The sequence below is a fragment of the Variovorax sp. RA8 genome, from assembly GCF_901827175.1.
Classification (GTDB): Bacteria; Pseudomonadota; Gammaproteobacteria; order Burkholderiales; family Burkholderiaceae_C; genus Variovorax.
Genome location: NZ_LR594664.1, coordinates 273,881 through 294,578, shown reverse-complemented (window position 1 = coordinate 294,578; position 20,698 = coordinate 273,881). Strand labels below are relative to the sequence as shown.

Below are 20,698 nucleotides of genomic sequence, written 5' to 3'. Positions count from 1 at the left end.
GTATCGTGTGCGTGCGTGCCTGCATGTTTGTCACGGTGCCGCGAGCGCGGCATCGACGATGGTTTGCGCTTCCCGCAGGATCGATTGCAGATGCGCCTGGTCCTTGAAACTCTCCGCGTAGATCTTGTAGATGTCTTCGGTGCCAGATGGGCGTGCAGCGAACCAACCGTTGGCAGAAGTCACCTTGATACCGCCGATCGGTGCGTTGTTGGCGGGTGCGTGATCGATCACGCTTTCGATTGCCTCGCCGGCCAGTTCAGTGCTCAGCACCTGCTTCGGCGAAAGCTTTGCCAGCCTGGCCTTTTGCTCGGCGGTGGCCGGCGCTTCGACGCGATCGGCCACCGGTTCGCCCAGGTCGCGAACCAGGTCGCGATACAACTCGCCGGGATCGCGGCCACTGCGCGCAGTGATTTCCGCCGACAGCAATGCCGACACGATGCCATCCTTGTCGGTGGTCCACACGTCCCCGTCTTTGCGCAAGAACGACGCGCCGGCGCTTTCCTCGCCGCCAAAACCGAGTGAGCCGTCGAACAGGCCGTCAACGAACCACTTGAAGCCGACCGGCACCTCGTAGAGCCCACGTCCCAGACGCGCTGCCACGCGGTCGATCAGCACGGTGCTGACCAAGGTCTTGCCGATCCCGGCTGTTTTGCCCCACTGGGGCCGATGCTGAAAAAGATAGTCGATCAGCACCGAGAGGTAGTGATTCGGTGCCAGCAAACCGCTGCTACGGGTGACGATGCCGTGACGGTCATGGTCAGGGTCGCACGCGAACGCCACGTCGTAGCATTCCTTCAGACCGATCAGCCGCTGCATTGCATGAGGCGAGGATGGGTCCATGCGGATCTTGCCGTCCCAGTCCATAGTCATGAAGCGGAAGGTCGGATCGACTTCCTGGTTGACGACGCTCAGGTCGAGTTTGTAGCGCTCCGCGATGGACGCCCAGTAGAGCACCCCGGCGCCGCCGAGCGGATCGACGCCCATGTGGATGTCGGCGCTACGGATCGCATCGAAGTCGACCATGTGACCGAGGTCGCTCACGTAGGCGTCGAGGAAATCGTGCGCGTGTGTGCTTGCGGCGCGACGCGCCTGCGCGAAGGGTGTGCGCCGTACTTCCTTGAGACCACCTTCGAGCAGTGCATTGGCGCGGTGCTGGATCCAGTCGGTGATGTCGATATCGGCCGGACCACCGTTTGGTGGGTTGTATTTGAAGCCACCGTTGTCGGGCGGGTTGTGCGAAGGCGTGATGACGATCCCGTCGGCCAGCCTCGAAGTGCGACCGCGGTTGTAGTCCAGGATCGCATGCGAGATCGCCGGCGTCGGCGTGAACTCTCCGTCCTTGGCGATCATCGTTTCCACGCCGTTGGCGGCCAACACGGAAAGCGCGCTCTCGAACGCCGGCTGGGACAGCGCATGCGTGTCAATGCCAATGTACAGCGGGCCATCGATGTCTTTGCGCTTGCGGTACTCGCATATCGCTTGGCTGATCGCCAGCACATGCCATTCGTTGAAGCTGCGCTCGAGCGAGCTGCCGCGGTGACCGGAGGTGCCGAATGTGACGCGCTGCGTCGGCACCGTGGGGTCGGGGCGCAGGTCGACATAAGCGGCGAGCAACTTCGGCAGGTCGATCAGCAGCGACTTCGGTGCCGGCTTGCCTGCAAGCGGACTGATCGTGGTGCTCATGTGCGTGCCTCCCCCAGCCGACGATACGACGGTGCCGGTTCGGCGTCGGCGCGTTGCGACAAGTTGACGCTCACGTGGTCCCCTCGCTAGCACCGGAACTGGCGAGCGACGTGGTCTTGTCAGCGATGCACGCCAGCAATTCTTGCCATGACTTCACGAAGGCTTCCGCGCCGTCACGCTGCAATTGGAGCGCGAGGGCCTCGATGTCGATCCCGGTCTGTGTGAAGCGCCCCAGCATCGCATCTGCATCGCCGCCGTCGGCCGCCATCGCGCCCCGAAGGACGCCGTGCTCCGCATAGGCTCGCAGCGTCTTCTCGGGCATGGTGTTGATGGTGTCCGGCGCGCGGCCAGGGCTTCGACGTACAAGGTGTCGGAGGCCTGCGGATCCTTCGCTCCGGTGCTGGCCCAGAGCAGCCGCTGAGGCCGCGCGCCGAAGCGTGCAATGCGTTGCCAGCGCGGCGCGGTCAGCAGTTCGCAATAGGCTCGATAGGTGCGCTGGGCGACAGAGATACCAAGGCGATTTCGCAACGCGGCCGGCACCTTGTCGAACACTGCCTTGTCCCAGCGGCTGACGAAGATCGACGCCACCGAAGCCACTTTCGGGTCGAGGTCGGCCAAGATTCGACGTTCGATGCCGCGCATATAGGCCTCCGCCGCGGCGATGTACTGCTCACGCGAGAACAGCAAGGTGACGTTGATGGGCACGCCGGCGAAGGTCGACTCCTCGATCGCTGCCACGCCATCGGGAGTTCCCGGGATCTTGATGAATATGTTGGGCCGCTGTGCAAGTGCATGCAAGCGCGCTGCCTCGTTCACGCTGGCGGTGGTGTCGTTAGCCAGCAAGGGCGAAATCTCCAGCGAAACCCAACCGTCAACACCCACCGTGGCGTCGTACACCGGTCGAAAGAGGTCTGCGGCCTGTCTCAGATCTTCCAGCGCGAGTTCGAGGAACAAAGCCTCCCCTGATTTGCCCTCTCGCACCTTCTGGCGGATGGCCGTGTCGTAGGCATGACCATTTCTGATGGCAAGCCCGAAGATGGTGGGGTTTGAGGTTAGCCCGGTGATCGAGAATTCGCTGATGTAGCGTCTCAATGTTTCGTTCTCGATGAGATCGCGGGTGATGTTGTCGAGCCAGAGGCTCTGGCCGAGGTCGTGCAGTCGCTGTGTCGGTTTCATAGCTTCTCCTTGCCCGCGGGAGCGCCTTGAGCGACGCGCTCACGGCGGGAACGTTGATGAGCCGCGTCATCATCGACACGCTCGACGTCCGCGAGCGGGTGGACAGAATAAGCAGGGGAGTGAGCGCGCCACATCGTGCGCAAGGCGCGAATTCCGGTGCCCCCGCCGGAAACAAGCTTTCATGGCCGCGTCTTCCTTCGCAAGGCTTTCACCCGGGCCCTCAGCGGCGGAAGAACTTCTTGTTCGAACCACGGGTTGCGGCGAAACCAGAAGTTATTGCGTGGGCTCGGGTGAGGGAGGGGCAGCACATATGGCCAATAGTCGCGCCAGGCACGGACCGTTTCGGTCAGCGTTGCCTGCGCTCGTTGCTGCTTTAGGTGCCAAGTCTGCGCGTACTGCCCAATCGCCAGCGTGAGTTGAAGATTGGGCAGTTGATCCAGCAGGCGGGCGCGCCATGTCGCTGCACACTCTGGCCGCGGTGGCAGATCGCCTCCTCCGCCCCAACCCGGATAGCAGAACCCCATGGGCAGGATGGCAATGATGCTCGGGTCGTAGAAAGCATCCTTGTCCAAGTCCATCCAAAGCCGAAGACGGTCGCCGCTTGGATCGTCGAATGGAACTCCGCTTTGGTCCACTCTTCTTCCGGGAGCCTGCCCGGCTATCAGGATGCGCGCCTTCGAATTCACTTGCAAGACCGGTCTCGGGTTCTGCGGGAGATGCGCAGAACAGATCGTGCATGCCCGCACGTCGGCTAACAGGCGCTCAAAGCCAACAACCGGGTGCGGTGAGGTTGGCGACTTCACGTCGAGCCTCCGCAAGGCGGCGCACTTGCCGTAGGTGGTGCCCCACCAATCCGCGTAGCGGGCGTGTCAGCACGGAGCATCCAATGGCCATGCGGTGCATCCCACCCTGCGCGCGCGCCTTGGGGTGTCATCGAATCAATGACGCTTGCTTGCTGCATTCGGGCGCCTTGTTGACGTGCTTGAGGTAGGCAATCAGATTGGCGCGGTCCGCTGGGTTCGCAATCCCGTCGTAAGTCATTGTGCTGCCGGGTACCAGCTTCAATGGCTTGGTCAGGAAAAGGTCCAGTGTCTTCTCATCCCAGCGGATCCTGGAGTTCTTCATTGCCGTTGAGTAGTTGAACCCGGGCACGCTACCCGCCAGCCGGCCGAACAGACCGCAATGGCGCGGTCCGACACGATCGTACGCAAGGGCGTGGCAGGCAAGGCAACGGGCGTAGACCAACTCGCCACGCACCACGTCCGGTGCAGCCCCGACGGGGGCGCTGGCGCAGATCGCGAACACCCCCGCAAGCCCCCAGCGCATCGTCACGACACGTAGGCCGAGGGAACCGGCACTTGACCCAATGCTTGCCGCAGGATGGCCCAGTGCATTGCCTCGTCGCCGAGGATGCTGGCGGCAGCTTTGGACAAGTCGCGGTTGCCGAACAGAGGCACAGCACCGAGGTACGCGCTCACGGCGCCTTGCTCTAGCGTGGCAGCAAACTGCAGCACGTCGGCCTGCGACTGCAGTTTCTCAGCGGGGAAGTTGTACTTCGCCTTGGCCGCGACGGGCTTGCCACCGAGCTTCTCGACCGTCTTGGCCAACAGATCGGCATGTTCCTTGTGGTGGCCTTGGAAGGTAAGCGCGAGGTCGAGCGTAGGCTTTTGCAAGAGCTTGCTCTCGGCCCCGAGCTGGTAAGCTGCGATTGCCTCGAGTTCCGCAGCGAGGGCGGTGTTGAGAATCTGCGTATCCTTGGCCGCACCATCATCCGACTTGGCGGCAAGTGCATGTTTGCCCGCGAGCAACGCCACCGCCGCTCCGGAAAGCACCAGGCCCGATTGCCCGAGGAAGAGCCGACGGGCGGCGAGGGGGTTGGACATCTGCAGGAATGACATGGCAATCTCCAGGCGGGTTAGAAACTCGACCGGGAGATGTCCCGGTGCTCCGCGAAACTCGCCAGCACGCCCGCCACGATGCGATCACAGCGCGCACCAGCGAATGAGAATGCGTCGCCGGTCGCGAGATCGACATCGCGCGACAAGCCTTCACGCAGGAGGCCGCGTGCTCGGAAGAATCGAGTGCGGACAGTGGCTTCAGGCACGTCCAAGGCTGCTGAAACCTCCTCAACGCTCATCTCCTCCACAGCACGCAGCACGAAGACAGTGCGAAAGGCTTCGGGGAGCATGCCGATACGGACTTCCATCAGTCGCCGTACTTGCGAGCGCATCGCGACGCGCTCCGGTTGGAGGTCCTGATCGTCCACCAGCGATTCTTCCGCCTGAAGTTCGTCCGACTCCATTGCGGTATCAAGCGGAATCACCTGCGCGCCGCACCGGCGCAGGCGCCCGAGCGCTTCGTTGATGACGATGCGCATCAGCCAGGTCGAGAGCTTCGCCTCGGAGCGAAAGGTTGGCAGTGCTCGCCAAGCCCGCAAATAGGATTCCTGCAACGCATCCTCGGTCTCTGCGTCGCTCTTCAGAACACTTCGGGCTGTACGAAACAAGAGCCGGTTGTGACGCCGCATGATGCATTCGAAGGCGATCTGGTCTCCATCGGCGGCGCGCTCGACGAGGTCGAGGTCCGTCGATGCTGCCGAGATGGCTGTTTGCGGGGGGAACTGTCGGGAAGACTGGGTGACTCGCATATCTGCTTTCAACTGTTAGATGGAGTGAAGCCTCGCCACGTTCCCGGTAATCAGTAGCCGTAGAACTCTTCGCTGCGAATGTCGTCGTCATCGACGCCTGAGTCACTCAAGGTTTGTCGCATTCCCTCGACCAGGCCCGGCGGGCCGGCGACGTAGTAGATGGGATTCGACAGACCCTCCAAGGCAGTTTTCAGCAGCGCTTCATTGACCATGCCGGTCTGTCCATCCCACGGTTGGATGGAGGCGCTCATCAGTGTCATCGTCGCGATCAGTTGGAAACTGGGATTGCGCTCTTCAAAGCTTTGCAGCTCGGCAAGAAATGCGGTGTCCTCGGGTCGGCGGTTTGAGTAGACCAGTACCAAGCGCTGCTTCAGCTGGTCATGGGTCGCCTGCCGCAGAATGCTCATGAATGGAGTGATGCCGATGCCCCCCGCAATCAAGACAGCCGCGCGCGCAAGATCGTTGTGCAGTGTGAGTGAACCGGAAGGGCCTTCGATCTCAATGAGCGACCCGATGGGCAACGTTCCGAGCGCGCGCTTGAAGGTGCTGTCACGCATGCGCGTGGCAATGGTGAGCTCCTTCTCGAACGGTGCGCTGACGATTGAGAAGGTATGGCGCATGCTCTGGGCGTCAGCCGTCGGGGCATCGGCGAGCACGACGTCCATGGCCTGACCCGGCTTGAAGCCGAAACCGAAGGGCTTTTCGAGATGAAACGCCATCGTGCCGTGCGCGATCTGTTCGCGTCCTTGGAGCCTTGATTTATAGATGGTCATGCTGATCTCCCGTTGATGATCGCCGCGGTGAGGTAAACCGCCGAAGATGCCGCCCATCGTCTCCGTGCAGAAACGATCCTTCAGATGCGAGGGGCTTCGTGCCTTGCTCGTCCATACCAGTGCTCATGAAGGGGTGAGATCACCGTGGGTCCATGCAAACATATCACGGTGTGATATGTTTGGTTTTCAAAAGGGCAATTGCTCATGACCACACGTAAGATGTCGAAGGTCGATTTCGAGACGCTGGCTCGGTTTCGCTATCAACTGCGACGCTTTCTTAGATTCAGTGAAGAGGTGACACGCCGGAACGGGGTCACCCCGCTGCAGTACCAACTGATGCTCCAGATCAAAGGGTTTCCCGGCAGAGAGTGGGCGACTGTGGCGGAGCTCGCCGAGCGACTGCAGGCCAAACACCACGGCGTCGTAGCACTGATCTCAAGGTGCGAGGAGGCTGGATGGGTGAGGCGCAACGTCGGCCGGGGCGACCAGCGGCGGGTTGAGGTCCAGTTGACGGGTGAAGGCGAGGAGCGTCTGGAGCATCTGGCACGACTTCATCATGACGAGCTTCAGTCGGTGAAGAACGGATTCTCCGTGCCCGGTATCGACGACGCAGCGGGATAAGGGGTAAATCAGGAGAACATGGATGCATCCCAATCACCTCATGGGCCATGCCCTGTTCGAAGCAATCGTCGAGAAGATTCCGGACGCGGTGATCTTCGCGGACCGCGATGGTGTCGTGCGGGTCTGGAATCCCGGCGCTGAGGCCGTTTTCGGGTTTGCCGCAAGTGAGATCCTTGGACGGAGTCTTGACGTCATCATTCCGGAGCGATTGCGACCCGGCCACTGGGAGGGCTTCCGTCGGGCCATCGACGACGGCAAGACGCGGTATGGGAACCAGGTACGTACGACCCGATCGATCCACAAGGATGGTCGCAAGTTGTACGTCGATCTCAGCTTCGGTCTCGTTGCCGATGCGAACGGGGCGGTCGTCGGTGCGGTGGCCGTGGGCCGTGATTGCAGCGACCGGTACGAGTCGGAGAGGGCGCTTCGAGAGCAGATCGCGGCGTTGGGGAGACGGGCGCCATGAGCATCGACATTCCGGGTCACCCTCCACCGGTTGGCGGATTCGAGGTTCCGCTGGAAATGCTTACCGCATGCCACGCCCGCATCGAGCGTCAGTGCGCGACGTTGCGGCGGCTTGTGCCGCACTTGGCCAGCCACGGCGCGGACGAGGACGCTCGTACTGCGGCGGCCAACGTGATGCGCTATTTCGATACCGCGGCAAGGCATCATCATGAAGATGAAGAGGAAGATCTCTTCCCCGCGCTCATCGAGTCGATGGCCGGCTCGGACCCCGTGTGCCTACGCGAGATGACGCAAGGCCTCGCAGCCGAGCACCGGGAGCTCGAAGCTCGCTGGCAACAGGTGCGCGTCGTGCTCGAACAGATTGCCGCGGGGCACACCGTCCCGCTGCGATCCGAAGATGTGGAGGCACTGGTCGGCTTGTACGAGCGGCACATGGAGTGTGAAGAGCGCGAACTTCTGCCGATGGCCGCGCGACTGTTGAATGACGATGATCTGGAGCGAATCGGCCGCGCGATGCGCAAGCGCCGCGAGATCGAGCTTCCGGAATGAGGTCGCGGCCTCCGCAGAATGCTGGCGTTGTTTTGGGCACGCAAGGTCGCCATTACGATTTTCTCAGCTCGCGGAGCGTGCGTTGGTCAGACGCAGGGCCGATGCGGGGTTCAAGATTACCTGCCGAGCGCCGAAACGGCCGCCGTCGGCAATGGGGGTGCAGCCAAGCCGCCAGGGTCGACGCAGGACTTCGCGGCGGCATCGGCGGGGACGATGACGCTTCCGGTGGTCTTCATCGTCGCGCGGTATTCCATGATCGCCTTGTGGCGCCGGCAGTCGCGCGAAAGCATGCGCAGCGAACAGGGTTGCGGCGAGAAGCGACATGCGAACCGTGTGCATGGTGGTGTTTCCTGAGACGATGGCGAGAACTCGGCGGATGCAGCGCTCAGCCCCGAACGACGGCTTCCCGGGGCTGCTGCTCGCTGCGCTGTGCCGCGATCTTGCCTGCCTCGATGTCTTCGTACCAAAGCGCGTGGTGCTCCCTGGCCCAGCCTTCGTCCACGTCGCCGTCACGCATCGCACGGTAGGCGCCTCGCATGCCTATGGTGCCGATGTAAATATGGCCGGCGAACATCGCCATCATCAGCACAGCCGCACCAGCATGGATCATGTGGGCAACCTGCACGTCGCTGCGCAGCAGCGTCACGTTCGGGATGAGCCGATCGAGTACAAGGCCGCTGCCGACGACAATGCTGCCGAGCAGCAGCACGCCGCCCCAGAACACCACCTTCTCACCGGCGTTGAAACGATGTGAAGGCACTTCTTTTCCGCCAAACAAGCCACCGGCCTTGCGCAGCCAGGTGATGTCCTCGCGACGCGGCCAGTTCGATCGAAGAAAAGTGAAGAACACGATCAACAGCGATACCGCGAACAGCGGCCCCACAATGTTGTGCGCAGTCTTCAGCGCATAGCTGAGCCAGCCGAACGCGACGCCACCGACAAGCGGCAGGAGGAAGAACTTGCCGAACGCCATCACGATGCCGGAGATGGCGAGAACGCAGAAGGCAAGGGCGTTGGCCCAATGCGCTGCGCGTTCGAAGTAGGTGAAGCGCTCGATGGCGCGCCCGCTGTTTTCTGCCTGCCCGATCGGGCCCTTACGCCAGTGGAAAAGCGCGATCGCAAGCGCGACGATGCCGAGCAACGCACTACCGTACGGGATGATCCACTGGTTGCGCACCTGCCGCCATGCTTCGCCAGCGGTTGTGAAGCGCGAGCCCGGGTACTGCACGAACGGTTGGATCAGCACGGTGCTCTCGATGCCCGACACGGCGCTCGTAGTGTCCGGTTGCGGGCTCCAGTTGCGCACGGCCCGCCAGAACGGGGCGTTGTTGCCGGGCTGGGTCTTGGCGCGCTCGGCATTGCTTTCGATCGGTACCGCCTGTTCCGCAGCCGGCGCGGACTGGTTCACAGCCGGTGAAGCCTGGTCCACAGCCGGCGCAGCCCGCTCGGCCAGCGCAGCGCCCGCCAGCGCGAGCGCCGCAGAAACGGACAACAATGCATTGCGGATCGAGCGTTGCATGGGAATTCCTTCAGTTCAATGTCGACGATGCAGCTCAGTGGCTGATCCTGACGTGCTCGTTCTGTGACTGGGTGCGCCTTCGCAGCTGCGTTTCCCAGCTGACGCGGTCGCCTTCCTTCCAGCCTGGCACCACGTAGCGGTTCTCTGCGCCTTGCCAGGACGCAGCGTCGGACGTCATCGGCCCTTCGCCGGAGGTCTGAGCCTTCTCACCGCAGGCGGTGAGAATCGCGGCGGCGCACAACACGATCGACAGGCAGGTTCTTGTCATCTCGTTGACCCCGCCTTCGGTTGTTGTGGCGCGTTGGCGGAGCCGTTCGACGGGCTGCCGTAGGCGGTACCCCATCCCCAGATCTCGCTGCCCTTGCCGCGCGCCAGCACACGCGTGCGGAAAATGTCGGCGACGACGTCGCCGTCACCACCGAGCAGCGCCTTGGTCGAGCACATCTCGGCGCAAGCGGGGAGCTTGCCCTCGGCCAGGCGATTCCGACCGTATTTCTCGTATTCGGCCTCAGAGCCGTTGGTTTCGGGGCCGCCTGCGCAGAAGGTGCACTTGTCCATCTTGCCGCGTGCACCGAAGGTGCCCTGAGACGGGAACTGCGGTGCACCGAAGGGGCAGGCGTAGGAACAGTAGCCGCAGCCAATGCAGACATCCTTGTCGTGCAGCACCACACCGTCGTCGGTCCGGTAGAAGCAATCGACGGGGCACACCGCCATGCAGGGTGCATCGGAGCAGTGCATGCAGGCGACCGAGATGGACTTCTCTCCCGGGATGCCATCGTTGAGCGTGACCACGCGGCGTCGATTCACGCCCCACGGCACGTCATGCTCCGCCTTGCAGGCCGTGACGCAACCGTTGCATTCGATGCAGCGTTCGGCGTCACAGATGAATTTCATTCTGGCCATGTCTGAAGCTCCTTAAACTGCCCGCTCGATCTGGCAGACCGTCGTCTTGGTCTCTTGCATCATGGTCACGCTGTCGTAGCCGTAGGTGGTGGCCGTGTTGGCTGCTTCGCCGCGGATGACCGGCTTTGCGCCCTCGGGGTAGTACTGCGCCAGATCGACGCCGCCCCACCGACCCGAGAAGTGGAATGGCAGGAATACGGTTTCGGCATCCACCCTTTCGGTGACCTGTGCCTTGACTCGCAAGCCCTGGAATCCCGGCACCGCGGCCATGACCGGGGTTTTGACCCAAACGTCATCTCCATCGCGGATGCCGCGGTCATTCGCCGCCCGTGGATTGATCTCGACGAACATGTCTTGCTGCAGTTCGGCCAACCACGGGTTCGAGCGCGTCTCTTCGCCCCCGCCTTCGTACTCGACGAGGCGGCCGCTGGTCATGATCAACGGGTAGCTCTTGCCGATGTCGCGATTCTTCTGTTGCAGGCTCTTGTACAGCGTTGGAAGGCGCCAGAACGTTCGCTTGTCCTCGTGCGTCGGATACTTGTCGATCAGGTCGGGTCGGGTCGAGTAGAGCGGCTCGCGATGCTGAGGAATCGCGTCGGGGAAGTTCCACACCACTGCACGCGCCTTGGCATTTCCCCACGGGTGGCAGCCATGCGCCATGGCGACGCGTTGGATGCCGCCGGAGACATCGGTCTTCCAGTTCTTGCCTTCGGCGGCCGTTCTTTCGACCGCGGTCAGGTCGTTCCACCAGCCAAGCTTCTTCAGCAACAGGTGGTCGAACTCCGGGTATCCGGTCGCGATCTCGGCACCCTTCGAATGCGAGCCGTCTTCCGCGAGCAGACTGACGCCTTCGCGCTCGACGCCGAAGTTGGCGCGGAAGTTGCCGCCGCCTTCCATCAGCGATTTGGAGGTGTCGTAGAGATTTGGCGACCCCGGATGCTTGAGTTCGGGCGTGCCGTAGCAAGGCCATGGCAAGCCAAAATAGTCGCCGTCGAGCTTGTAACCTGTTGCCTTGTCAATGCCGCCGCGCGCCTGCAGCGTCTTGACGTCGAAGACGTGCATGTTGCGCATGTGCGCCTTCAGCCGCTCGGGACTCTGACCGGTGTAGCCGACGGTCCAGCACGACTTGTTGATCTCGCGCAGGATCGACTCGATCTCGGGCTCCGGCAGTCCCGCCTTGCCAAGCACCATCTTGTAGTTCTTGTTCAGTTCGCTGGCGAAGCCAAGCTTCTCGGCGAGTTGGTGCATGATCATCTGGTCGCTGCGGCTTTCCCACAACGGCTCGATCACCTTGTCGCGCCACTGCAGCGATCGGTTCGACGCGGTCACGGATCCGCTGGTCTCGAACTGCGTGCACGCCGGCAGAAGGTAGACCGCACGGTTGGGATTGAGGTCCTCGGGGTTGCCGGGCATGGCTGCCATGGCCGCCGTGGCCGAAGGGTATGGGTCGACCACGACCAGCAGGTCGAGCTTGTCCATCGCCTTCTTCATCTCGACGCCGCGCGACTGTGAGTTGGGCGAGTGGCCCCAGAAGAAGAGGCCGCGCAGGTTGGAGTCCTGGTCGATCAGCTCGTTGTTCTCGAGCACACCGTCGATCCAACGCGACACGGTCATGCCGGGCTTGGTCATCATGCCGGGGGCGTACTGCCTTCTTATCCATTCGAGATCGACGCCCCAGACTCCGGCGAAGTGCTTCCATGCGCCTTCGGAGAGACCGTAGTAGCCGGGTAGAGAATCCGGGTTGGGGCCGATATCGGTCGCGCCTTGGACGTTGTCGTGCCCTCGAAATATGTTGGCGCCACCGCCGGACACACCGATGTTGCCCAGCGCGAGCTGCACGATGCACGACGCGCGCACCATGGCGTTGCCAATCGAGTGCTGCGTTTGGCCCATGCACCAGACCAAGGTGCTCGGCCGATTCTCGGCCATGGTTTTGGCCGCTAGGTAACAGGTGGCCTCGTCAACGCCGCTGGCCTCGAGTACCTTGTCGGGGGTCCATTTGGCGAGTACGTCCTCGCGGACCCTGTCCATGCCATAGACGCGTTCGCGGATGAACTTCTTGTCTTCCCAGCCATTCTTGAAGATGTGGTGCAGTACGCCGAACAGAAACGGTATGTCGGAACCCGAGCGGATGCGGATGTACTGGTCCGCCTTGGCCGCCGTGCGCGTGAAGCGGGGGTCGACCACGATCATCTTGGCGCCGTTCTCCTTGGCATGCAGCATGTGGAGCATCGACACAGGGTGCGCCTCAGCCGCGTTCGAGCCGATGTACAGCGCGGCCTTCGAGTTCTGCATGTCGTTGAAGGAATTGGTCATCGCACCGTAGCCCCAGGTGTTGGCGACACCCGCGACCGTGGTCGAGTGGCAGATGCGCGCCTGGTGGTCGGTGTTGTTGCTGCCCCAGAAGCTCATCCACTTGCGCAGCAGGTAGGACTGCTCGTTGTTGTGCTTCGACGAGCCGATGACGAAGACCGAATCCGGCCCGCTCTGCTTCTTGAGCTCGAGCATCCGGGCGCTGATCTCCTCCAGCGCCTGATCCCAGGTAATGCGCTGGTACTTGCCATCAACCAGCTTCATGGGATACCGCAGGCGGTACTCGCCATGGCCGTGCTCGCGCAACGACGCGCCCTTGGCGCAGTGTGCGCCAAGGTTGATTGGCGAATCAAACACTGGCTCCTGACGGACCCAGACGCCGTTCTCGACTACCGCATCCACCGCGCACCCGACAGCGCAGTGGCCACAGACGGTGCGCTTGACTTCGATCTTGCTGCCGCCTGGGGCCACCGCGGTCGCGTCGGCGGCTTTCGCCTTCCGGACCAGCGACAGCTGTGAGGTCGCAAGACCGACGCCGATGCCGAGGCCGGAGCGGCGCAGGAACGCGCGCCGGTCCATCGTGGGGAGGGATCGCGAGATTCCGCGCGCCAGGCTGGAAACCAGGGCCGACGATGGCGCGCCGTCGACGGAATGATTCTTGCGGGTCAGGAGCATGTTGCGCCTCGGGGTTGTGGACTAGATGCGTGTGGTTTGGTAGTACCGCAGCACGTGCTGGGTGGCTTCGTAGCCGCTACGCTTTTCCGACGCGGGCTGCTGGCCCGTCGGTACCGGCGCGGCATCGCGAATCATCGGCAACGCAGCCACGGCTGCCGCCGCCGCTCCGATTGCGCCCCCCGCGGCGAGCCAGTGGCGGCGCCGGAGTCGAGGCGGGGCAGGTTCGCTGGATTCGCTCATCGGGGATCTCCTGTCGAGGTGTCCCTTCATTACCAGTCAGAGCCAAGCCGTCAGCAATCGGGTGCAAGACCCATGCGATCACGACAAGTTGTCGCAGTAGGCGCGACAAGTTGTCGCCGAGCCGGATCTTTGGGAATGGGGTACAACGACAGGCATTCATGATCGACCTGCCCGACCCCTCTGCCTCGCACGATGGACGCTGGCCTCTCGCGGCCGTGCTCGTCGTGGACGACGAACCGGGGATGCGCAACTTCCTCGAAAAGACGTTGCGGTCGCGAGTCGGTCACGTTCAAGGGGCCGCCACGGCCGAGCAGGCCGATGAACAGGTTCGGCGTCACCGATTCGACCTCGTGATCCTGGACATCAATCTGCCAGGTAAAAGCGGCATCACTTGGCTGCGCGAACTGCGCGAGCAAGGCTATGCAGGTGAGGTGGTGCTGATCACGGCGTTCGCCGATCTTGACACTGCGATCGAGGCGCTGCGCGCCGGTGCCAGCGATTTCATCCTCAAGCCGTTTCGCGTGGCACAGATCCTCAATGCAGTCCGGCAGGGCCTGGAGCGCGCGTCCCTCGAGCGCGAGAACTGGGTGCTGAGACGCAGCATCTCCCAACGCACGCCCCAGGCCGATGGCCTCGTGGGTCGCTCGCTGCAGATCAAAGGCCTCCAGGCGGCGCTGCACCGGGTGGCAGGTGTCGGAAGTACTGTCCTGTTGACCGGTGAATCGGGCACGGGCAAGGAACTCGCTGCACTCGCGCTCCATCGCCACAGCGCGCGCGCCGAAGGCCCGTTCGTTCCGGTGAGCTGTGCGACGATGTCGCCCGAACTGATCGAGAGCGAACTGTTTGGCCATGCGCAGGGCGCCTTCGCGGGCGCTGGCTCGAGCCGCGACGGCCTGTTTGTCTATGCCCAAGGTGGTACCTTGTTCCTCGACGAGATCGGCGAGCTGCCGTTGGCGCTGCAGTCCACTTTGCTGCGCGCGCTTGAGGACCGGCGCATCCGTCCCGTCGGAAGTGAGCAGGAGATCCCGGTCGATGTGCGCATCGTCGCCGCCACCAATCGGCCGCTTGCGCCAGAGGTGGACGCTGGGCGCTTCCGCAAGGATCTGTACTACCGGCTGCAGGTGGTCGAAATCACCCTGCCGCCGCTGCGCGCGCACAAGGAAGATATCGCCGAGCTGGTCGAGCATTTCATCGCAACACTTGCGCCGCAACTTGGCTTGGCACCATTCAAGGTGACCGCTGAAGAACTGGCCTATTTGCGTCAGTACGACTGGCCGGGCAACGTGCGCGAACTACGCAACCTGATCGAGCGCTCGCTGATCCTGGGGGCACTCAACGTCTCCGCCCTCTACCAGCGAATCGACGAGGCGCGGGGCGCACCCCCGCCGGTGGAACGGCCCACCGACCTGCAGACTTTGGAGAAGCAACACATCCTCGCCGTGCTCGAGTCGGTTGGAGGCGACAAGTCGCGAGCAGCGCAACTCCTCGGCATCTCACGCCGCACACTCGAGCGCCGCCTCGCCGAGTGGGGCTCGAACTGATCTGTGCTGCGTCATGCGATTGAAGCGCTTCCAGCAATTCTCGATCCGCAACAAGCTGCTGGCTATGACGCTCCTGCCGCTGCTGGTGGTGCTGCCGCTGCTCGGTCTGCTCTTGCTCGTCTGGGGCCATACGGCGTTCGAACGCATGTTGATCACCAAGGTCCGTAGCGACCTCGCGGTGGCCAATGGCTACCTCGAGCGTGTGCTCGCTGAGGTCGGAACAAGAACCGCTGCGGTTGCCGGCTCTCATGGCTTGCACCTGGCGAGGTCGATGTCAGAGATCCACGCGCTGCTTCAGCAGGCCAAGAGCAGGGGAGGGCTGGACTTCCTGAACCTGCGCGCGGCCGACGGCACTCTGCTCGTCACCGACTGGGGCGTGCCGCCTGCAGTACCGCAGCTCGACGCTGCATCGCGGCTGGAGCAACGTTTGGACCGTTGGGAAGGAGACGCGGACCCCACAGCCAGCATCGAAGTGCTGTCGCCCGCCGCGTTCGCAGCACTGGCGCCCTCGCTCCAGTCGCGCGTGGTGGTGCCGATCGTAGCCGGTCGTGGCACCGAGCCGAGCGCCGGCGCGAGGGAAGACCGCGCGATGGTCATGCTTGCGCTGGCCCCCGTTAGAGCCGCTGAAGGCCGCTTGCTCGGCTACGTGCAGGGGGGCGTGCTGCTCAACCGGAACATATCGCTGATCGATCACATCAATGGAGTCGTCTACCCCGAAGGCTCACTGCCCTTCGGCAGCCAAGGGACTGCGAGCCTGTTTCTCGGAGATCTGCGCGTCAGCACCAACGTGCGACTGTTCGGCAATGAGCGTGCGATCGGCACGCGCGTGTCGCAGTCCGTTCGCGACACGGTGCTGGAGAACGGTAGCGCTTGGCTTGATCGCGCTTTCGTCGTCAATGACTGGTACATCTCGGGATACCAGCCGCTGATGGACGGCGCCGGTCAACGCGTCGGAATGCTGTACGTGGGCTATCTTGAGCGACCCTTCGCAAGGTTCAAGTACGGAGTGCTGGTAGGAGTTTCGGCCATCTTCCTCTCGGCAATGATCATCGCCACACTCGTTTCGTTGCGCTGGGCGCGCAGCATTTTCCGCCCCCTTGAACAGATGGCGCGCACGATGCAGCAGGTGGAGGCCGGGGCGATCGACGTCCGTGTGGGTGCGGTGGACAGCAACGATGAGATCGGGCAGCTGGCCGGTCAGCTGGATCACCTCCTCGATGCGATCGACGTCAAGGTCGCCGAGCGCACGCGCGAGCTCGAGGCCAGCCATGTCTCGTTGCAGTCTGCGCAGCAGCGGTTCGTTCGCGCGGAGAAGCTCGCCGCAGTCGGCCGCCTTACGGCGGGCATCGCACACGAGCTGAACAACCCCATCGCAGTGATTCAGGGCAACCTCGACCTGGTGCGCGAACTCCTCGGCGCGGATGCCAGCAGAGTGGGCGCGGAGCTGAAGCTTGCAGATGAGCAGATCGAGCGTATGCGTCTGATCGTGACTCAGCTACTCCAGTTCGCGCGGCCGACGGAGTTTGCTGGCTACGTCACCCATGTCGATGTGCCGGAGGTGATCGAGGAGAGCTTCAGGCTGGTGGGCCATCTACATTCCGCGGCGAACATCAGGGTGGATCGCCAGTTCACCAGCGACCGCACAGCCGCGATCAACCGACAGGAGCTGAAACAGGTGCTCGTGAACATACTGGCCAATGCGATCCACGCGATGCCGGATGGAGGAACGCTGGAGCTGTCCACCCGCGACTGGGACGACGACGGTATCGAGATCTCGATCGCTGACAGCGGCCCCGGTATGAGCGAGGAACTGATCGCGGAAGTGTTCGAGCCCTTCGTCACCCGAAAGTCTGGTGGAACTGGGCTCGGCCTTTGGATCAGCCGCAGCATTGTCGAGAGATATGGCGGTGACATCCGCGCGTCCAATCGCCGCGGCGGAGCGCGCGGCGCGGTGTTCTCCGTGCTGCTGAGAGGCAGGCTGAACCTGGACGGCGAGCCCCCCTGATGGCCAGGTGAGCGTCATCGCGATGTTGTTGTCAGCCCCCGCATCCCGGCCAGGCGGCTGCCTCAGGCCGCGATGCGAGTGGCTGTCGCATCCAGCCTCGGTGGATGCTCGAATGTATGCCAAGGCGCGGGAGACGGGATCTCCCACTCCAGGCCTTCTGCACCTTCCCAAGGTTTCTGTGGTGCGGGCGTCCCCTTGCCACGCAGCATGAGAACCACCACGAAGACGAAGAAGTAGACCTGTGCGAGACCGAAGCCGAGCGCGCCCACAGAGGCCACGACGTTGAAGTCGGCGAACTGCATGGGGTAGTCGGCGTAGCGGCGCGGCATTCCCGCAAGCCCGAGAAAGTGCATTGGGAAGAAGGTGAGATTGAAGAAGATCATCGAGCCCCAAAAATGAACCTTGCCAGCACCTCGCGGTACATGACGCCGGTCCATTTCGGGCCCCAGTAATAGACTCCGCCGAACATGGCAAACAACGAACCTGCGACGAGAACGTAGTGAAAATGCGCTACCACGTAGTAGGTATCCTGTACCTGGGTGTCGATCGGCACTACCGCCACGATGAGCCCCGTGAACCCGCCCATGGTGAACACGAAGATGAAGCCGACGGCGAACAGCATCGGAGTCTCGAAGGTCATCGAGCCTCTCCACATCGTCGCGAGCCAGTTGAAGATCTTGACGCCCGTCGGTACCGCGATCAGCATCGACGCATACATGAAGAACAACTGTCCCGTCACCGGCATGCCGGTGGTGAACATGTGGTGCGCCCAGACGATGAATGAAAGGATCGCGATGGACGCGGTCGCATATACCATCGACGTGTACCCGAACAGTTTTTTCCGTGCAAAGGTGGAGACGATCGCGCTGATGATTCCGAAGGCCGGCAAGATCATGATGTAGACCTCGGGATGGCCGAAGAACCAGAAGATATGCTGGTACATCACAGGGTCGCCCCCCGCTGACGGGACGAAGAAGGCCGTGCCGAAGTGACGATCGGTCAGCGTCATGGTGATGGCGCCGGCGAGCACGGGCATCACGGCGATCAGAAGGTAGGCGGTGATGCGCCAGGTCCAGCAGAACATCGGCATCTTCATCAGCGTCATGCCCGGGGCGCGCATGTTGAGGATGGTCACGATGATGTTGATCGAGCCCATGATCGAGCTGACGCCAAGGAGGTGCACCGAGAAGATGAGAGTATCCATCGACGGTCCCATCTGCAGAGACAGCGGCGGGTACATCGTCCAGCCTCCTGCTGGTGCGCCGCCGGGCATGAAGAAGGAACCCACCAGCATGATGGCCGCCGGAATCAGCAGCCAGAAGCTGAAGTTGTTCATCCGCGCGAAGGCCATGTCGGAGGCGCCGATCTGCAGTGGAAGCATCCAGTTCGCGAAGCCGACAAAGGCCGGCATGATCGCCCCGAAGATCATGATGATCCCGTGCATCGTCGTGAGTTGATTGAACAGCTCCGGGTTCACGAACTGGAGTCCTGGCTGGAACAGCTCCAACCGGATGCCCATCGCCAGCACGCCGCCAACAATGAGCATGGTGAAGGAGAACAACAGGTACAGCGTACCGATGTCCTTGTGGTTGGTGGCGAGTATCCAGCGCCGCCAACCAAGCAGACGTGCAGGGCGGTGAGCCTCCGCGAGCTTGCCCATGACGGGGCCGCCTTGAAGGCGTGCGGCATGAGGTTTGGCACCGTGCGCCACGTCAGACCATCGCCTGCCAGGCGGCGAACGGGATGCGATTGTCTTCCACGGCACGAACACCGGGCACGTTCTCCGCTGCGATGCGAGCTGCTTGCCTCTCATCTTCGCATTCGAGCAAACCGCGGTAGCTCACGACCCCGTCACTGACATACACGGCTGACCAGTCGGAGCGCCACCACCGCTGGTTCTCCAGTTCCGACAACAGTCGCTGCCTGATGCCTTCGTCCGTCTGCGCGCGGAGCGGTGCAGGAGCCTGCGTGTTCTTGGCGAGGGCTCGGACCAGATCTGCACGGGTCACGACGCCAACGAGTTGTTTTCCGCGCAGAACAGGAAGTCGCCTGATGTGACGGGCTTCCAAGTTCGATGCAATCTGCTGGAGCGACGTATCCTCTGTGACCACAACGACTTGCCTCGTCATGATGTCACGAGCCCGACCGGCGTGGGATTTGACATAGTTGGCTGAGAATCGGTCGGGCCTGATCAATCGCGCCCACCAGGAGCGCTGGTCCACGTCGCCGTCGGTACCGATCTCGTACCGATGAAGAAGATCGCCTTCGTTGACTACGCCGACCACGTGCCCGTTCGCGACGACAGGTACCCCGCTGATGCGCTTCTCGAGCAGCAGCGTCACGATGTCACGTATCTGGGCGTCGGGCGCGATGGTGATGACCGGCGTGGTCATGATGTCCGCTGTATTCATCGCCGTGCTCCTCTCGTGGACGGATGTTCAGTCAAAGCGCCTCTCGGCTAGGACGTCTCGCAGCACGACAGCGTTGTTGCGCGACTCGTCGCTCGCGTCGTAGACGAGCGTTACTCGGCCATTGCGGCACAAGTCATCGAGGCGTCGCAGCAGCTCTGGCCGCTGCTCGAGCTCGGAGCGGTACTTCTCGATGAAGGACGTCCAACGTCGTGGATCGTGTCCGTACCAGCGGCGCAACGCACTGCTCGGCGCCACTTCCTTGAGCCACAGATCGACCGCTACCTTCTCCTTCGTCAGGCCGCGCGGCCAAAGTCGGTCGACGAGAACGCGCAAACCGTCGTCAATCGAAGCGCTCTCGCGAACGCGCTTCAAGACGATCGGCTGACACGTTACGCCCCCATTCACGTGTTTCTCAGTTTCGGTACCGGCAAGGACCTTGGAAATGGACAGTCGCATGATGGATCCTTCGCTTACTGTGCCGCTGTCGCGATGAGGCAACGGGCGCCGATCCTGGCCTCAACCATCGTCCAGACCTGGCCGAGAAATCTCACGGAGCGGACAAGCAGAGTGCTTCTGTCTTCCGCTGAGCCCTGCCGGTAGGTGCTCAGCGTCACGGCCGAGAAGAAGCGCACCAAGCTCTCGGGGGCACGGAGGAGGGTGGGCAGCTCGATAGACATTCCTGGCTCCTTCACCACGACGAATCCAGAGGTGAATGTTCGGCCGACCGAATCGGGAAGTACAACGACATATATTGGCCTTTCAATGCAATATTGTTGATATCAACTGCTGTCGACGTCCCCTGAACGGCGGCGAATCACAAAGATGGCTGTCGCGCAATCGGGAATCGTCAGCGAACTCCCGAACAGGAGAGCACCAATGACAGCGAACTCCCAAGGACGACGCCAAGGCACACGGAGGAGATGATGCGCGCGGCCATCATGGCTCGCACCGTTTCGACGGCCCGCTTCAGCCGCGGGGCTGCGCCTAACTCTCGCTCACAGCACTTCATGTGGCGGGCAAGGCTCGCAAAGTCGGTCTCAACGAAATCTGACGGGTCAGAGGATGCTTTGGTGCGTTTGAAGTCTCGCATGTCGATCAAATTGCCATTGCTAAGCAAATCAGAATCGGGCAGGAGTAGCGCGATGCGTCCGACCTGAAGATTTAGAACCTGCAGTCC

General features: G+C 62.6%; 20 protein-coding genes and 2 pseudogenes. 6 read left to right on the top strand and 16 right to left on the bottom strand.

Annotated elements, in window-relative coordinates; all coding sequences use genetic code 11:
- Positions 1-30: 30 nt before the first annotated feature.
- The 7 genes and pseudogenes from pgm to E5P3_RS34610 form a co-directional block, all read right to left on the bottom strand.
- Positions 31-1,683: a phosphoglucomutase (alpha-D-glucose-1,6-bisphosphate-dependent) gene (gene pgm / locus E5P3_RS34640; RefSeq protein ID WP_162590534.1), complete on the bottom strand. Its 1,653-nt coding sequence runs from the start codon at positions 1,681-1,683 to the stop codon at positions 31-33.
- Between the two features lie 70 nt (positions 1,684-1,753).
- A pseudogene (gene tal / locus E5P3_RS34635) lies at positions 1,754-2,859 on the bottom strand (transaldolase).
- Positions 2,860-3,038: 179 nt separating this feature from the next.
- Positions 3,039-3,662, bottom strand: coding sequence for a uracil-DNA glycosylase family protein (locus E5P3_RS34630; RefSeq protein ID WP_162590533.1), 624 nt, complete (start codon positions 3,660-3,662; stop codon positions 3,039-3,041).
- 127 nt (positions 3,663-3,789) lie between these two features.
- Positions 3,790-4,185, bottom strand: a complete 396-nt coding sequence (locus tag E5P3_RS34625; RefSeq protein ID WP_162590677.1) for a c-type cytochrome — start codon at positions 4,183-4,185, stop codon at positions 3,790-3,792.
- Positions 4,186-4,187: 2 nt separating this feature from the next.
- Entirely contained in the window at positions 4,188-4,757 is a 570-nt protein-coding gene (locus E5P3_RS34620; protein ID WP_162590532.1) for a ferritin-like domain-containing protein, read from the bottom strand.
- Between the two features lie 17 nt (positions 4,758-4,774).
- Complete coding sequence (locus E5P3_RS34615; RefSeq protein ID WP_162590531.1) at positions 4,775-5,506, bottom strand: RNA polymerase sigma factor; 732 nt, start codon at positions 5,504-5,506, stop codon at positions 4,775-4,777.
- A gap of 50 nt (positions 5,507-5,556) precedes the next feature.
- Positions 5,557-6,279: a ferredoxin--NADP reductase gene (locus tag E5P3_RS34610; protein WP_162590676.1), complete on the bottom strand. Its 723-nt coding sequence runs from the start codon at positions 6,277-6,279 to the stop codon at positions 5,557-5,559.
- Between the two features lie 204 nt (positions 6,280-6,483).
- Here E5P3_RS34610 and E5P3_RS34605 point away from each other — a divergent pair, with 204 nt between their 5' ends.
- Genes E5P3_RS34605 through E5P3_RS34590 form a run of 4 tightly spaced genes read left to right on the top strand, consistent with a single transcriptional unit; the run spans position 6,484 to position 8,268 of the window.
- Positions 6,484-6,900, top strand: coding sequence for a MarR family winged helix-turn-helix transcriptional regulator (locus tag E5P3_RS34605; protein WP_174263173.1), 417 nt, complete (start codon positions 6,484-6,486; stop codon positions 6,898-6,900).
- 22 nt (positions 6,901-6,922) lie between these two features.
- Complete coding sequence (locus E5P3_RS34600) at positions 6,923-7,366, top strand: PAS domain S-box protein (RefSeq protein ID WP_232073651.1); 444 nt, start codon at positions 6,923-6,925, stop codon at positions 7,364-7,366.
- Positions 7,363-7,914, top strand: a complete 552-nt coding sequence (locus E5P3_RS34595) for a hemerythrin domain-containing protein (protein ID WP_162590529.1) — start codon at positions 7,363-7,365, stop codon at positions 7,912-7,914. The genes E5P3_RS34600 and E5P3_RS34595 overlap by 4 nt, the downstream gene beginning before the upstream one ends.
- Positions 7,915-7,932: 18 nt before the next feature.
- Positions 7,933-8,268, top strand: a complete 336-nt coding sequence (locus E5P3_RS34590) for a hypothetical protein (protein ID WP_162590528.1) — start codon at positions 7,933-7,935, stop codon at positions 8,266-8,268.
- A gap of 31 nt (positions 8,269-8,299) precedes the next feature.
- Here the strand turns inward: E5P3_RS34590 and E5P3_RS34585 are convergent, their stop codons facing one another.
- The 5 genes from E5P3_RS34585 to E5P3_RS34565 are packed head-to-tail and all read right to left on the bottom strand — an operon-like array spanning position 8,300 to position 13,564.
- On the bottom strand, positions 8,300-9,433 hold the full coding sequence (locus E5P3_RS34585) for a formate dehydrogenase subunit gamma (RefSeq protein ID WP_162590527.1): 1,134 nt from the start codon (positions 9,431-9,433) through the stop codon (positions 8,300-8,302).
- A 34-nt stretch (positions 9,434-9,467) separates the two neighbouring features.
- Positions 9,468-9,701: a hypothetical protein gene (locus E5P3_RS34580; protein ID WP_162590526.1), complete on the bottom strand. Its 234-nt coding sequence runs from the start codon at positions 9,699-9,701 to the stop codon at positions 9,468-9,470.
- Positions 9,698-10,336, bottom strand: a complete 639-nt coding sequence (fdh3B, locus tag E5P3_RS34575) for a formate dehydrogenase FDH3 subunit beta (RefSeq protein ID WP_162590525.1) — start codon at positions 10,334-10,336, stop codon at positions 9,698-9,700. The genes E5P3_RS34580 and fdh3B overlap by 4 nt, the downstream gene beginning before the upstream one ends.
- A gap of 12 nt (positions 10,337-10,348) precedes the next feature.
- On the bottom strand, positions 10,349-13,324 hold the full coding sequence (locus E5P3_RS34570; RefSeq protein ID WP_162590524.1) for a formate dehydrogenase subunit alpha: 2,976 nt from the start codon (positions 13,322-13,324) through the stop codon (positions 10,349-10,351).
- 21 nt (positions 13,325-13,345) lie between these two features.
- Positions 13,346-13,564: a formate dehydrogenase gene (locus tag E5P3_RS34565; RefSeq protein ID WP_232073650.1), complete on the bottom strand. Its 219-nt coding sequence runs from the start codon at positions 13,562-13,564 to the stop codon at positions 13,346-13,348.
- 158 nt (positions 13,565-13,722) lie between these two features.
- On the opposite strand from E5P3_RS34565, the gene E5P3_RS34560 reads away from it, so the two are divergent.
- Both E5P3_RS34560 and E5P3_RS34555 read left to right on the top strand, forming a co-directional pair.
- Positions 13,723-15,105, top strand: a complete 1,383-nt coding sequence (locus E5P3_RS34560) for a sigma-54-dependent transcriptional regulator (protein WP_162590523.1) — start codon at positions 13,723-13,725, stop codon at positions 15,103-15,105.
- A 13-nt stretch (positions 15,106-15,118) separates the two neighbouring features.
- The gene (locus E5P3_RS34555; protein ID WP_162590522.1) at positions 15,119-17,110 is read left to right on the top strand and encodes a sensor histidine kinase; all 1,992 of its coding nucleotides are present in this window, start codon (positions 15,119-15,121) and stop codon (positions 17,108-17,110) included.
- A gap of 62 nt (positions 17,111-17,172) precedes the next feature.
- Here the strand turns inward: E5P3_RS34555 and E5P3_RS34550 are convergent.
- The 4 genes and pseudogenes from E5P3_RS34550 to E5P3_RS34535 all read right to left on the bottom strand — a co-directional run bounded on the left by E5P3_RS34550 (position 17,173) and on the right by E5P3_RS34535 (position 20,198).
- Positions 17,173-18,656, bottom strand: a pseudogene (locus tag E5P3_RS34550) (cytochrome c oxidase subunit I).
- A 166-nt stretch (positions 18,657-18,822) separates the two neighbouring features.
- Entirely contained in the window at positions 18,823-19,521 is a 699-nt protein-coding gene (locus E5P3_RS34545) for a CBS domain-containing protein (protein ID WP_162590521.1), read from the bottom strand.
- 27 nt (positions 19,522-19,548) lie between these two features.
- Entirely contained in the window at positions 19,549-19,977 is a 429-nt protein-coding gene (locus tag E5P3_RS34540) for a DUF488 domain-containing protein (RefSeq protein WP_162590520.1), read from the bottom strand.
- 14 nt (positions 19,978-19,991) lie between these two features.
- Positions 19,992-20,198 carry a hypothetical protein gene (locus tag E5P3_RS34535; RefSeq protein ID WP_162590519.1) on the bottom strand — a complete coding sequence of 69 codons (207 nt, stop codon included), beginning with the start codon at positions 20,196-20,198 and terminating at the stop codon, positions 19,992-19,994.
- Positions 20,199-20,698 lie beyond the last annotated feature (500 nt).